This is a genomic window from Pseudocitrobacter faecalis, assembly GCF_965231525.1.
Taxonomy (GTDB): domain Bacteria; phylum Pseudomonadota; class Gammaproteobacteria; order Enterobacterales; family Enterobacteriaceae; genus Pseudocitrobacter; species Pseudocitrobacter faecalis.
The window spans coordinates 1639127-1653297 of sequence record NZ_CBDDNJ010000002.1 but is presented as its reverse complement, the minus strand read 5'-3'; the positions used below and the strand labels follow the sequence as shown (position 1 = coordinate 1653297).

The window sequence follows — 14171 nt, the reverse complement described above, 5'->3', positions numbered from 1 at the left end:
AATTTCCATTACACAGCGTTGCAATCCACTCATCATACCAGACCGCTTCAACAGCAGATAGCACACGAAGCGAATTAAAAAGGGATCGCCGTTTCATTTTTTGATTTTCCTTTTCCGCACTTAAGGGCGTTTTTTGCGGCGATCTCTGCTAGAGTTTCAGCCCTGGTTGTAACAAAAGATGACTTCTACGAGGCAGACTATTGGTCATGGAAATCTCATACTGTCGCGCGTTATGGCGCAACTTTCTCGGGCAATCGCCCGACTGGTATAAACTTTTACTCCTGATATTCCTGGTAATTAACCCGATTATCTTTCTCGTTAACCCTTTTCTCGCAGGATGGCTGCTGGTTATCGAGTTTATCTTCACTCTGGCGATGGCGCTCAAATGCTATCCGTTGATCCCCGGTGGGCTGCTGGCGATTGAAGCAGTGATTGTCGGTATGACCTCAGCCGAACATGTGCGTGAAGAGGTTGCGGCTAATCTCGAAGTGTTGCTGTTGCTGATCTTCATGGTCGCCGGTATCTACTTTATGAAGCAGCTGCTGCTGTTTATTTTCACCCGCTTGTTGCTGAGCATTCGCAGCAAAATGTTGCTCTCGCTGGCGTTTTGCCTTGCGGCGGCGTTCTTGTCAGCCTTCCTTGATGCGCTGACGGTCGTGGCGGTGATCATCAGCGTCGCAGTGGGTTTCTACGGCATTTATCACCGTGCGGCGTCAAGCCGTACTGACGATGACGATCTGCTCGATGATAGCCACATCGATAAGCACTATCGCGAAGTACTGGAGCAATTCCGCGCGTTTCTGCGCAGCCTGATGATGCACGCAGGCGTCGGCACCGCGCTTGGCGGCGTGATGACGATGGTTGGGGAACCACAGAACCTGATTATCGCCAAAGCCTCTGGCTGGCACTTCGGGGAGTTCTTTATGCGGATGGCCCCGGTGACTGTGCCAGTGTTTATTTGCGGCATCACCACCTGTCTGCTGCTGGAGAAATTCAAGCTGTTTGGTTATGGAGCCACGCTTCCGGAGACTGTGCGCAAAACGCTGCATGATTTTGATGAGCGAAGCCGCAAACAGCGCTCGCGCCAGGACACCATGCGTCTGTGCGTTCAGGCGATAATTGGCGTCTGGCTGGTGCTGGCACTGGCTTTCCACCTGGCAGAGGTTGGGTTAATTGGTCTGTCGGTTATCATCTTTGCCACCTCGTTTACCGGCATTACCGATGAACATGCCATCGGCAAAGCTTTCACCGAGGCGCTGCCTTTCACCGCGCTACTGACTGTCTTCTTCGCGGTCGTGGCGGTGATTATTGACCAGCATCTGTTTGCGCCGATCATCGACTTTGTGCTGCAAGCCTCGCCGCACGCACAACGTTCGCTGTTCTATATCTTCAATGGTTTGCTGTCGTCGATTTCCGACAACGTGTTTGTGGGAACCGTCTATATCAACGAAGTGAAGGCCGCGCTGGAGTCGGGTGCCATCGACCTCAAACAATTTGAGATGCTGGCGGTCGCGATTAACACCGGCACTAACCTGCCCTCCGTCGCCACACCTAACGGCCAGGCGGCATTCCTGTTCCTGTTGACCTCGGCGCTGGCACCACTCATACGACTTTCTTATGGCCGCATGGTCTGGATGGCGCTGCCATACACCATTGTACTAACGGTGGTGGGGCTACTGTGCGTTGAATTTGCCCTGCAACCCGCCAGCAACTGGCTGTTGGCGCTGGGTTGGATCCCTTCCCCACATCTGCCTTAAGACGGTACTGCCCGGCCAATAGTGCCGGGCAATTAATGTTCATTTACGTAATAATTGCTAAACGTCAGTGGCGGCAGAATTTTTTTGGTTTACACTGCTGCTCTTAAACATGTTCCAGGGAAATGATTATGTTGCGATATTTGAACCAGTGCTCACGAGGCCGTGGCGCGTGGTTGTTGATGGCGTTTACTGCCTTTGCACTTGAACTCGTGGCGCTGTATTTCCAGCACATTATGCTGCTTCAGCCATGCGTCATGTGTATCTACGAGCGTTGCGCCCTGTTCGGCATTATGGGTGCAGGTATTGTCGGTGCCATCGCCCCGAAAACGCCGCTGCGTTACGTCGCCATGGTGATTTGGATTTACAGCGCAATTCGTGGTTTACAGCTTGCCTGGGAGCACACGATGATTCAGCTGCATCCTTCACCGTTTATGACCTGCGACTTTGCCGCACGCTTCCCGACCTGGCTGCCACTCGATAAATGGCTGCCACAGGTATTTGTCGCATCCGGCGACTGCGCGGTGCGTCAGTGGTCGTTCCTGTCGCTGGAAATGCCGCAGTGGCTGGTCGGTATCTTCGCGGCCTATCTGGTGGTCGCCGTGCTGGTGATTATTGCTCAGCCGTTTAAGCCAAAAAAACGCGACCTGTTTGGTCGATAAGAAAAACGCTCCCGAGGGAGCGTTTTTTGTAGGGGGCTTAGTCAAATACGCCATTAATAATCGCTGTGACAACAGCGGTGCTAAGGGCAACCAGAACGAGGTCGCGACCGACAATACGCCATTCATAGCCTGGATAGTAAGGTAATTCATTCAACATCGATGCGGGCACCGCTTTTTTTGCAATTCCCGGAGGAAGCGGTTTACCGCGGGCGACATTCCTGGCAATGCCTGGCGGTAGCGCGGCATAGCCTGTTAAACCGTAATTGACGGCAAGATCACGGGCGCGGGAAACAGGGATATCGCGGCTAACATGGTCAGGCTTACCGTAATTTTTACGGTGCTCCTGACTTCCGGACGATTTGCCGCTGGCCTGCCCATTATTTCCCTGTCCTTTGCTTGCGTGATTTCCCTGATTACCGCTATTACCATGGTTACCACTATTGCCGTGATTGCCCCCATTACCATTGCCATTGCCATTGCCGGGGTTTGCAAAAACGGGTGAGGCGACAAGCAAACACGTTATTGCCGCCGCAAGAAGAGTCTTAAGAGTACGAGGCTGATACATGATAGTTGCTTCCCGAATTGAATATCCATATTAGTGATAATGGATAATGGCAATTAGCTCAATCTCATTAACTCTTAATTTTCATTCAGGGTCTATTTTCAGTATGGAGGCACCTTAATCCGCCCACTCCGGCTTATTAAGGATAGGCTGTAGTATTTTTTAAGTGTGCGTTGAAGTGAGCTGAAAGCAGTCATAAAGCAAAGCGTTAGCGCAAGACGAATCACTGCCTACATAGGTTTTGAGTTGTTTTGCGCTAATTTTTTGCCCCACCCATGCCCCATCCACCCCCTACCTTCCTCCCTATCTATACTTAACGTTCGACTACTGGAGGTTTCCATGTGCGGACGTTTCTCTCAATCAATGACCCGTGAAGATTACCTGGCATTAATCGCTGAAGAAGCTGAGCGTGACATTCCGTTCGACCCGGAACCGATTGGCCGGTACAACGTGGCGCCAGGCACTAAAGTTTTGCTGTTGAGCGAACGAGATGAACACCTACACCTCGATCCGGTTTACTGGGGCTATGCTCCAGGATGGTGGGATAAGCCACCATTAATAAACGCACGCGTCGAAACAGCGGCAACCAGTCGGATGTTCAAATCGCTCTGGCAACATGGCCGGGCGATAGTCTTTGCTGATGGCTTGTTCGAATGGAAGAAGGAAGGCGACAATAAGCAGCCGTACTTCATCCACAGGGCAGACGGTAAGCCGATATTCATGGCAGCGATCGGCAGTACACCGTTCGAACGCGGAGATGAAGCAGAAGGCTTTCTGATTGTCACGGCTGCTGCCGATAAAGGACTGGTCGATATCCACGACCGCAGGCCACTGGTCTTGTCACCGGAGGCAGCGCGCGAATGGATGAGGCAGGATGTGGGCGGGAAAGAAGCGCAGGAAATTGTTTCCGACGGTTCGGTGCCAGCAGATGCATTTATCTGGCACACAGTGTCGCGCGTTGTTGGCAATGTTAAGAATCAGGGCACTGAGTTAATCGAGCCCTTTGATCAAATTAACTAATAATAATCGAATTTGTCACACTGGTATGTTTAATACTAAACAACAATGGTAGTTATAACCAAACTCTCTCAAATGTGGCTAGTTTTAGCAAAAGTGTCAAAATAACTTCTCGGTTACGCCGACTCTAAAAATCCATACCATCTTCGCAATAAATCATAAAATTTCAAAAGATGCCCTTGATTATTATGTACTTCTTATTCAAAATGTTGTATTGCAATTGGCCACTGAGAATAATTAATGAAAGTTATAGTTTTAGCGATTCTTTTATCTATAAGTTTATCAACTTATGCAACTAGTCAGTTTGTTGTAGCTCACCGCGGTGCTAGCGGCTATCTTCCTGAGCATACACTGGAGGCAAAGGCTCTTGCCTTTGGGCAAGGAGCAGATTATCTAGAGCAAGATTTAGTAATGACAAAAGATGATCAGCTTCTGGTTCTTCACGGGCTTGTCTTAGATAATGTGACTGATGTAGCTACCCGCTTCCCAGGAAGGGCAAGAAAGGACGGACATTTCTATGCTATAGATTTCACTCTGGCTGAAATTAAATCTTTAAATGTGACAAACTGGTTTCATTTTGTTGACGGAAAACCTACGCCGGGATTCAAAGACAGATTCCCAATTTTTAAATCAGAATTCCATATGCATACATTCGAAGAGGAAATTGAGTTTATTCAGGGCTTAAACTTTTCAACCGGAAAGAATATTGGAATCTTTCCGGAAATTAAGGCCCCCTGGTTCCATCTTAAAGAAGGGAAAGATATCACAGCTAAGGTGCTATCAGTTCTCAAAAAGTACGGATACACATCAAAAAATGACAATGTATATTTGCAATGCTTTGACTTCAATGAAATAAAAAGAATAAGAACAACATTAGGCCCAACCCTTGGAGTTGATGTAAAACTAGTGCAACTAATTGCATACACAGACTGGAACGAAACACAAGAAAAAGTTAACGGGGAATGGGTTAATTATAATTATGACTGGATGTTTGAGCCCGCAGGTATAAAAACCATTTCAAAATATGCAGATGCAATATCTCCAGATTATCATATGTTGTTAAATAACAGTAAAAACAAATCAGTAACAACTACAGGGCTTACTGCTATCGCGCATGCTAATCATCTACAGGTTATACCTTATTCAATTCTCTCTGATCGCCTTCCTTTATACGTAAAAACAGTTGACCAACTGTATCAGTTGTTATACGAAAATGAAAAAGTAGATGGACTATTTACAGATTTTCCTGACAAAGCAATAAACTTCTTAAAAAGGCAGAAATGACACTTCAATTATAAAGCCCATTTAAGTGGGCTTTATAAATTAAATAGCAGGGTTATCGTCGAATTTTCCGGTGCGCGCATCATTTATTATGTATGTAACCACTCCAAAAACATCTATTGCACTTCCGTCGTCAAGTCCGCGCGCCCTCTCCTTCCTGCCTGTCTCCATGCTCTCCAGATGCAAACTTGGGAACATGCGGTAATACCGAATGACAAACTGCCCATCAATGGAACAAATGACGATCGAACCATCATAGGGGTTTACTGCTGAGTCCACAACAAGCAGCGCACCTTGCTTTATGCCAGCACGTAAAATAGCTACATCAGACCTGACATAGTAGGTTGCAGAGGGATGGCTGATAAGCTCAGCATCCAGCGAAATTTCGCGCTCCACATAGTCCTTGGCCGGGGATGCAAATGCCATATCAAAGCCCTCCGTTCGGGTTGTACATGAACCAGGTCTTGTTCTCCCGTGATCAGGAGTGATGTCTTTGAAGCAGATGGTGTATCTGGCTATCCACTGATTTGCCTCTTCCATGCTGAGGTCCCAGTTAACCTTTAGTAGTTCCCGAACAAAATCAGCGGTTTTCACAATCCTGCGGCCTGACCTTTCATGCACAATAGAGGCCCTGAAAGCGATTTCGATATCTGAACGACGCGGCATGGAGTCACCTCAAAATGCATACTGTATGCATATACAGTACGCCTTATTCTGATAGTCGATCAAGTTGTCTGTTGGTGCTAAACTTCTGCCTTCTCAGAATTGACTGATTTTTCTAATGTTAAAACTTTTTGCTAAGTACACATCGATTGGCGTACTCAACACGCTCATTCACTGGGTCGTGTTTGGTGTTTGCGTGTATGGCCTATCCACAAGTCAGGCATTGGCGAACTTTGCTGGGTTCGTGGTAGCAGTCAGCTTTAGTTTCTACGCTAATGCTCGATTCACTTTTAAAGCATCCACTTCCACGCTGCGTTACATGCTTTACGTTGGGTTTATGGGAACGTTGAGTGCTGCCGTTGGTTGGGCTGCTGACAGATGTGGCTTACCGCCAATCGTCACACTGGTGGCGTTCTCTGCCATCAGTCTTGTATGTGGCTTTTTCTATTCTAAGTTCATTGTCTTTAGGGAAGCGAAATGAAAATTTCTCTGGTCGTACCGGTCTTCAATGAAGAAGCCACGATACCGATTTTCTATAAAACGGTTCGAGATTTCGAGGGGCTAAAGCAATACGATGTTGAAATCGTGTTCATTAATGACGGAAGCAAAGACGCAACAGAATCAATTATTAATGCGCTTGCTGTTGCTGACCCCCTTGTAGTGCCTTTGTCATTCACCCGAAACTTCGGCAAAGAGCCTGCACTATTTGCCGGACTTGACCATGCGACCGGTGATGCAGTTATCCCAATTGACGTTGACCTGCAAGACCCAATTGAGGTCATTCCGCACCTGATAGAGAAATGGCAGGCCGGTGCGGATATGGTGCTTGCTAAGCGCTCTGACCGTTCTACTGATAGCCGACTGAAGCGTAAATCTGCTGAATGGTTCTATAAGCTTCACAACAAAATCAGCAATCCGAAGATTGAAGAGAACGTCGGTGATTTTCGTCTGATGTCTCGTGAAGTTGTGGAAAACATAAAACTCATGCCAGAACGCAACCTGTTCATGAAAGGCGTCCTGAGCTGGGTTGGTGGCCGCACTGATGTTGTCGAATACGCCCGTGCGGAACGCGTTGCCGGAAATACAAAATTCAACGGGTGGAAGTTGTGGAACCTTGCTCTTGAAGGGATAACTAGCTTCTCTACCTTTCCGTTACGCGTGTGGACGTATATTGGCCTGATTGTAGCGGGAGTTGCTTTCTTGTACGGCGCCTGGATGATTATCGATACACTGGCTTTCGGAAACGCCGTCCGCGGTTATCCATCCCTGCTGGTTTCAATCCTGTTCCTTGGCGGTGTGCAACTTATTGGGATAGGTGTTCTTGGTGAGTATATAGGTCGCATTTATGTCGAGAGTAAAATGAGACCAAGATACATTCTGAAAAGGAGTGGCAAAAATGGGAAATAATAAATCTTCAAAATATACATATTATATAATATGTGGCATCTGCTGCATTTTTGCCATTTATTTCACATCTAGATTCAGCGTGAAATGGATAGCAGACCCTGACGCTGCTAATAGCCCTATAGTCTGGCGAGCCTTTTTACATGAGGGATTCTCAGCGTTTAAGCATTGGACTCCAACATTCGATAACTGGTACTTCACAGTTTACCCGTTAAACTTCGCTCTTTTTTATATATTGAACGATGACGGGATAGCACCCATAGTGATATCATCAGCAATATTTATAATACTAGTATCAATATTGTCATCTAAGATTACCCTTAGATTTTCTGGGTATATTCCTGCTACCGCAGCGTTGATTTCAATTACCTTTATTTCTCCGGACTTATATATTAACGGATATTACGGGCACCCATTCTCTCATAACTCTACAAATGCTTATGGATTTATAGCTTTAGCGTTGTATTTCTCATCTCTAACTGGGGAAAAAGTTTTTCATGCCATTCTTATTGGTGTTATTTTACTAATTTCTAGCGCTTCCGATCCATGGATACAAGCTTCATTCACTATCCCAATCCTTATTTCTGAATTCTACAACGCATATATTAACAAAGAAAGAAGGCCTTATGCAGCTATATTGCTTATCGCTTTTTTGCTGTCTATAACAAACAGCATACAGATCTTTTTTAACCTACCTGTGCATGGCTTTAAAATAACATCATTAGACCAAATGCTTGATAATTTCGAGCGCGCGGTTATTTTAACCTCTAAAATTCTACCTATATGGGTTGAACAAAACATAATCTTGTCATATTTTAGTTTTGTTTTTTGGATGTTTGCCTTCCTTTTTTCTGCATATACATTATTCAAAAAGGGTGGTGTGTATAGCATAATTTCTTTATTTTTCATTATGTCAATACTTGGAATTTACTCATCCTCAATTATTGGAGATCAACTTCCACATCAAAGATTCTATCTTAATGTGGCACCTGTGGTTTTAATTACTTTATCCATTTGCGCGCACTATAAAAGGATTTTATATATTCCTATAATACTAACCCTTGGAGTGTCATTATACGCTTATGCAACCACCACGTTAAATTACAATACAAATAAAAACATTGATGAGTATATTACTTTTCTCAAAAAAAATGACCTCTCTTATGGTTATGGTAGTTTTTGGGGAATGAACATGACTGTTAATTGGTTATCTAAGGGAGCATTACATATAACGCCTGTATATTTTGATAAAAAAACTGGTTTTGTTGATTTCAAAAGTGTAAGGGTGCAGACGCTTGCTACATGGCATACAAAGGCGTTTATTGAATCTCAACCAAATAGACAGTTCATATCAATTAGCAAGGGAACGTCTGGAGACAGATGTGCTGATATAGAAATATGCATCGCAGGTATAAAAAAACAAATAGGACAGCCTGATGAAATACTCCATCATTCTGGAATGACGTTCCTTGTCTATAATATCCCAATTAAGACAAATATATAATTATTGCGATATTTCCATTATACCAAAAAAAGTAAGCGTCGTCGTGACATACGGCGACGCAGCTCTTATGGATCCTGATACTGCGTCAAAAGAAATTATTGATGGCCTATTGGGTATAGCAGAACTGCTAGATCCTAGGTTTGTTGTCAACCTCTTAACATCCTGAACAATATACCCTGATGGAGGGGTAAAGTCTGCATATTGCCCATTAGTCCCATCGATCACACCATTAACCGAAGACTATGATGTTCTGCGCCACCTGTTTTTACCAATGAGGCTCCATGATGTTGAAGGTGCACACCAAATATCCATACTCCTGCAACCTTCTGTGGTAACCCTAGACTTCATCGACTCCGAAGGGCTAAATGACACAGGGGCCATTCCTGTCTCAGGTGTAAATCCAACGTATCCACCTATGAATGAATAAATGCTACCGGATGATTGTATGTTGCAGAGATATCGAGTGCTACTCGTTTCCGTTCCGATATTCCCCATGTAATATCCAGTATTCTCAACAATTAGTGATAAGTTGCCAGAAATATTGTTTAGATAAGATCTTTGAGATGGAGGAAGTTGAATCCTAGATGAGGAGGTTCCACTTATAGCCCTAATCGCTGAATCTGCCCCATCATTTCCTGTGCTCATCTTATAGTGATCATCAGGGAAAAACGAAAATGATGTTTTTAAATTGACATTCCCCCCTGACTGCACAACGTGAACACCTTGGAACTTTTCTATCCCCATAATGAAAGAGCCCCCTTCCGAGGGCCCAATTATGGTAATACCTGAGGCCGTTTCGTTATTTGAATCATAATTTTGGTCAGTGGTCACAACCCCTTTAAAATATCCTGTATATTGAGAATAATAATCTGAACCTATAGTGATAGGAAATGGAGTAACATCGACTCTTATATCGAATTGATTTGAGGTTGTTGTGCCTCCACCTGCACGCTCAGGGTCAGATAAAGTTGGAACAACAAAATATCCTTTATGACAGGAATCTACACGAATTCTTCCTCTATTACCCCAGAATGACCATGCATACAATCCATACTCGGATCCCTGTAAAGATAAGTCATACACTCCCTGAATGCCATTTCCACCATGCAAACATATTGTATTGGTTCCTTTTGTTGGCGTTCTTCTTGCCACGGGATATCTAAGCTTGAATCCATCAAACACGACACCTCTTTGAAATACATCTGCCGCTCCTGATGGGGCAGGCATTACTCGGACGATGTAACACTGCCCAAAAACTGGCGTTGATGATGGGAAGTTGCGAATCATCGTTGTTGCTGGCTTGTCGTATTGAACGTTAGCGTTTCCCTTCCACTTACTATTTTCACCAAGTTGTAAGCCATTATCACCGAAATGATATTGCGCATAAGATGGGCACCGAACCTCCTCCTTCCCCCGAGCATAATTCTCAGCAGCCTGACACGCTGCCCAGTCAATGGTCTGCGTCAGTGAGGTAACAAATGGGTATACGGCCTGCGCTGCTGCAAGAGTCGCATAACGCTCAGATAATGGATGTACCGTACCATCTCCGATGGCGCCAAACTGCTCTGGTGTAACCCAGGTGATGGCCTGCTGAAGATTCCCCCCAGGTTGAAGGCCGATTGATGCCGCCCCGGCTACAGTAGCCAGATATGCGCGCAGAGACGCATCGCCTATCCCAACCCATGCACCAACACCAACACCAACACCACCAGATGAAGCAGGGGTTGAGCCGGCATCCACGTGTTTTGGCAGTGGGCCATCCCAGCGATAATACTCACCGCTTACCTCATCACGAAGCGCCTGGTTAGGCAGGGTAATGTCGGCTCCGTCCTGGAATGAGTCAATTAGCACCCATCCCATAGATGAAATAGCCTGCTGAATAAGCCAGCGAAGCCCTTCTATCGTGTAATGCTCTCCACCGAAACGATCGACGTACTTAGATTCAAAAGAAGTAACGAATTCGTCAATTTTCCCGGCGTTAAATTTCAGATCGCGAGGTGATTCGCTTGGAACAGGCAAGTTAGTTGGTTGCGTAGTCATATTTATTCCATAAAAAACCCGGCGCAGTTGCCGGGTTGGGATTGTCTGAAAGCGTCTTATTGATAGATAGCGTCGCTGTATTCTGCGACGGTAAGAGATACCGTGTTATCGGTGTTCGGTTTAATGCTGTTAACTGTCCATAACTGGCTGTCCAGCTCCTCCACTGTCGCAATTAGATAGCGTGACGGAAGCTGCACGGAATCACCATTCCAGATGTTGAGCTGAATATCTGGCACCGCCGCGGTGAAGCCGTATTTTGTGTCGTTACGTGCCGTTGCCGGATAACGCAGCGTCGGCTTACCAAGGACGTCGGTAACCAGCACATACATCGTGCCAGTGAAGGTGATCGGTTCGCTGGTATCGAAGCTGTTGCCGGTTCGCCCGGTGATGTACCCGCCCTGCTGGTTACTGTCGTAGATATCTGCGATCTGGACGACGCTGCCGACTTGGATAATCCCGTCTTCGAATACCTTCGAGTTCATCTTCGTTCGAGAGTAAAGCAGCCGCTTAGTTTCCCGCAGCGCGCGCTCGCGGGCCTGGTACTCGTTCCGGAATCCGGCTATCTCCATCTTGTTGGGGTTCTCAGCTTCCTGTTCAACAATGGTGCCGTTCAGAACTCGGTAATTGATATAGGTCTTATTGTTCGTCGTCGGGTGGACATACGACACCTGAACCCCGTCATAACCACCGGGAAGCGTGGTTTCATACGTGATCTTGTACTCGTCCGTTTTCATGTTAGCCCGGTTGAATACTGATGCCGGATGCGTAACTTTCTGGTCTCTGGTGAACGTCAGCACGCCATCATCCCAGTAGGCGGTCACGCTGGCAGCGTTACAGATGGCCTGCACACGATCACGCAGCGAATCATTCTCATCATCAAAGGTGTAATCGAAGTACCCGAGGCGCTCGTCAGAAAGGCTCACGGCGATGGAGTACAAGCCGTACAGATCGATACTCGCTACTGGTTGATTGCCCATAACGAGCCAGGTATGCGCCACGGCATCAGCAAAAGAACGCGAAGGCCGGAGTGTGTACCCGCGCACCCACTGTCTATTCACAACGGTTGAGCGTGGCCAATTAATGGCCTTCGGAAACAAACTACTCGCTCGACGGGAGGCCGCATGATGCCAAAAACTTAGGAACAGCGTAACGCGCTTATCTCTACCGCCCGTCGCTGTAACGAAGAACTCAAAGCCGCAATGAACCAGAAGCCAAAGCCGAAATTCGACGCGGTAAGTCGCCCACTGCTCAAGAAGCATTTCGAGAAGCTCAAAGACCTGGGCATTCCATTCACTCTCTTCACATGGACTATCGGAGTGATGAACAAGCAATTCAGGGAGTACTAATATGGCGGACATTATTGATTTAGCAGCAGAAATCGAAGAGTTACAACGTAACTTCGCACTCAGTAAGCATCACCGTACCGGTAATCTCGTTTCTGCTGAGTTATGCGAAGAGTGCGGAGAGGATATCCCTCCTCCGCGGCGCACAGCCGTTCCCGGCTGTCAAACCTGCGCGAAGTGCCAAAGCGTAATTGAGCTCCGGAATAAACAGAGAGGCATATGAGGAAAGGTTGAACTGCCAGCTCGACCTTATGCAATGACACAACTGATAGCCGATTCACTGAGTCGGTTATCGGATGTAACCAACCCTAGTTTTGGCCCGGCTCGCCCGGGCGTTTTTTTGCCTGGAGAAAACCCTGAGCGACATTATCCAACTGACGCCAAATAAATGGGTATCTGAAGAGGTGCTGATGACGATTACCGGCCTCACTAAAAATGCCATTAAATCTGCTCGCGAAAAGTCCTGGCTGGAAGGTCGCGAGTATCGACACTATTCCGGCGACTGCCAGCCTAAGGACAACAGTCCAATACTCTACAACCGTCATGAGATTGATAACTGGGTAGAACGTCAACGCCCGGCGATCCCCCGTCAAAAATCTGCTTAAATACCCTCTCTTATAAACCATGAGGATGATTTATGACTAAGTATCCAACAGGAGTGGAAAACCACGGCGGCACGCTGCGAATATGATTCATGTATCAGGGGATAAGAGTTCGCGAAAGTCTTGGCGTTCTGGACACGCCAAAGAACCGAAAAGTGGCTGGTGAATTGCGAACTTCCATCTGCTTTTCCATAAAAATGGGTTCATTTAACTATGCCACTCAATTTCCTGATTCACCAAATCTCCGCAAGTTCGGTTTTGTTCGCCCAGGCGTGACAATAAAAAATCTGGCTGATCGCTGGCTTGAATTGAAGCGTATGGAGATTACTCAAAACGCACATAACCGCTACACCTCATACATCAAAATCTGCACAGAAATGTTGGGTGAAACAACCGCTGTTGCTGCTGTATGTAATGAGGATATCCAGCTGCTCAGGAAAGAACTACTAACGGGTTATCAGATATGCGGAAAGTTTCAGGTTAACCGTTCGCTGAAAAAAGGGAGGACAGTACGAACGGTAAACGTCTATATGAGTTGTCTGGGGGGAATGTTCAGGTTCGCAGTACAAAATGGGTATATTGGTAAATCACCATTTGAAGGCATTGAACCGCTACGCAAAAGCCGGGCGGATCCAGACCCACTAACACGTGAAGAATACTGGCGACTGCTTGACGCCTGCCCATCTGAACAGATTCGCAACCTCTGGATCCTTGCAGTGAATACAGGAATGCGCCATGGTGAAATCTGCGCCCTGGCCTGGGAGGATATCGACCTGAAAAACTGGACGATAACAATCAGCCGCAATATCGCGATAAAGGGCCATTTTACTCCACCAAAAACTGAAGCCGGCGTCAGGACCATCACCCTAACCGAGGCCGCTATTCAGGCACTGAAAAGCCAGATGGCCTACACCCGCATGGGGAAGCAACACTGCATTGATGTGCATCTTCGCGAGTTCGGAAAGATTCGACAGGATCCGTGCACGTTCGTCTTCGTACCGAAATTAACTGCCAGAAATGGAAAAGGAGGAGAATGGTATGCAACAGGTTCGTTTGGCACCACCTGGAACAGCATGCTTAAGCGCGCCGGAATACGCCATCGCCGGGCATATGAATCAAGACACACTTTTGCATGCTGGGCATTAAGCGCCGGGGGTAACCCAAACTTCATTGCCTCGCAGATGGTACACACATCCGCACAGATGGTTTACAACGTTTACGGAAAATGGATGACCGATAATAACGGCAACCAGATGGACATTTTGAACGCTAATTTCGGAGGTAATGCCCCACTCATGCCCCAGGCACAAAATCAGTAAGCAAAAACTCCTTTCAATTC

At 46.5% G+C, this 14171-nt stretch carries 13 protein-coding genes and 1 pseudogene; 10 read left to right on the top strand and 4 right to left on the bottom strand.

Annotated features, from left to right (window positions below):
- Window positions 1-206: 206 nt before the first annotated feature.
- Together nhaB and dsbB are read left to right on the top strand one after the other, a co-directional pair.
- The gene (nhaB, locus tag ACOXYR_RS08680) at window positions 207-1757 is read left to right on the top strand and encodes a Na(+)/H(+) antiporter NhaB (RefSeq protein ID WP_350435951.1); all 1551 of its coding nucleotides are present in this window, start codon (window positions 207-209) and stop codon (window positions 1755-1757) included.
- 128 nt (window positions 1758-1885) lie between these two features.
- On the top strand, window positions 1886-2416 hold the full coding sequence (dsbB, locus tag ACOXYR_RS08675) for a disulfide bond formation protein DsbB (RefSeq protein WP_108475348.1): 531 nt from the start codon (window positions 1886-1888) through the stop codon (window positions 2414-2416).
- A gap of 37 nt (window positions 2417-2453) precedes the next feature.
- On the opposite strand, the gene ACOXYR_RS08670 is transcribed toward dsbB, so the two are convergent.
- Window positions 2454-2981: an anti-virulence regulator CigR family protein gene (locus tag ACOXYR_RS08670; RefSeq protein ID WP_108475347.1), complete on the bottom strand. Its 528-nt coding sequence runs from the start codon at window positions 2979-2981 to the stop codon at window positions 2454-2456.
- Window positions 2982-3317: 336 nt separating this feature from the next.
- Here ACOXYR_RS08670 and ACOXYR_RS08665 point away from each other — a divergent pair, with 336 nt between their 5' ends.
- Both ACOXYR_RS08665 and glpQ read left to right on the top strand, forming a co-directional pair.
- Entirely contained in the window at window positions 3318-3998 is a 681-nt protein-coding gene (locus ACOXYR_RS08665; RefSeq protein ID WP_350437415.1) for an SOS response-associated peptidase, read from the top strand.
- A 237-nt stretch (window positions 3999-4235) separates the two neighbouring features.
- Window positions 4236-5279 (top strand): glycerophosphodiester phosphodiesterase, encoded by a 1044-nt coding sequence (glpQ, locus tag ACOXYR_RS08660; RefSeq protein WP_350437416.1) that lies wholly within the window; start codon window positions 4236-4238, stop codon window positions 5277-5279.
- A 39-nt stretch (window positions 5280-5318) separates the two neighbouring features.
- On the opposite strand, the gene ACOXYR_RS24790 is transcribed toward glpQ, so the two are convergent.
- Window positions 5319-5702 carry a HumD family translesion DNA polymerase gene (locus ACOXYR_RS24790; RefSeq protein ID WP_478212400.1) on the bottom strand — a complete coding sequence of 128 codons (384 nt, stop codon included), beginning with the start codon at window positions 5700-5702 and terminating at the stop codon, window positions 5319-5321.
- A 355-nt stretch (window positions 5703-6057) separates the two neighbouring features.
- Between ACOXYR_RS24790 and ACOXYR_RS08650 the strand changes: the two genes are divergently transcribed.
- The 3 genes from ACOXYR_RS08650 to ACOXYR_RS08640 are packed head-to-tail and all read left to right on the top strand — an operon-like array spanning window position 6058 to window position 8847.
- Window positions 6058-6420 carry a GtrA family protein gene (locus ACOXYR_RS08650; RefSeq protein WP_024242460.1) on the top strand — a complete coding sequence of 121 codons (363 nt, stop codon included), beginning with the start codon at window positions 6058-6060 and terminating at the stop codon, window positions 6418-6420.
- A complete protein-coding gene (locus ACOXYR_RS08645; protein WP_350437084.1) occupies window positions 6417-7346 on the top strand; it encodes a glycosyltransferase family 2 protein in 930 nt (309 codons plus the stop codon). The genes ACOXYR_RS08650 and ACOXYR_RS08645 overlap by 4 nt, the downstream gene beginning before the upstream one ends.
- A complete protein-coding gene (locus tag ACOXYR_RS08640) occupies window positions 7336-8847 on the top strand; it encodes a hypothetical protein (RefSeq protein ID WP_350437083.1) in 1512 nt (503 codons plus the stop codon). Before ACOXYR_RS08645 ends, ACOXYR_RS08640 begins: the two co-directional genes overlap by 11 nt.
- 240 nt (window positions 8848-9087) lie before the next feature.
- Here ACOXYR_RS08640 and ACOXYR_RS08635 read toward each other — a convergent pair whose 3' ends face one another.
- Window positions 9088-10887: a tail fiber/spike domain-containing protein gene (locus tag ACOXYR_RS08635; RefSeq protein ID WP_350437082.1), complete on the bottom strand. Its 1800-nt coding sequence runs from the start codon at window positions 10885-10887 to the stop codon at window positions 9088-9090.
- 56 nt (window positions 10888-10943) lie between these two features.
- Window positions 10944-11921: pseudogene (locus ACOXYR_RS08630) on the bottom strand (host specificity factor TipJ family phage tail protein); the annotation flags it as partial.
- 313 nt (window positions 11922-12234) lie between these two features.
- Between ACOXYR_RS08630 and ACOXYR_RS08625 the strand changes: the two are divergent.
- From ACOXYR_RS08625 to ACOXYR_RS08615, 3 genes are all read left to right on the top strand, one after another.
- On the top strand, window positions 12235-12453 hold the full coding sequence (locus ACOXYR_RS08625; protein ID WP_350437081.1) for a TraR/DksA family transcriptional regulator: 219 nt from the start codon (window positions 12235-12237) through the stop codon (window positions 12451-12453).
- Window positions 12454-12586: 133 nt separating this feature from the next.
- Window positions 12587-12835, top strand: coding sequence for an excisionase family protein (locus ACOXYR_RS08620; RefSeq protein WP_187225275.1), 249 nt, complete (start codon window positions 12587-12589; stop codon window positions 12833-12835).
- An 89-nt stretch (window positions 12836-12924) separates the two neighbouring features.
- Entirely contained in the window at window positions 12925-14151 is a 1227-nt protein-coding gene (locus ACOXYR_RS08615; protein ID WP_350437080.1) for a tyrosine-type recombinase/integrase, read from the top strand.
- Window positions 14152-14171: the final 20 nt, after the last annotated feature.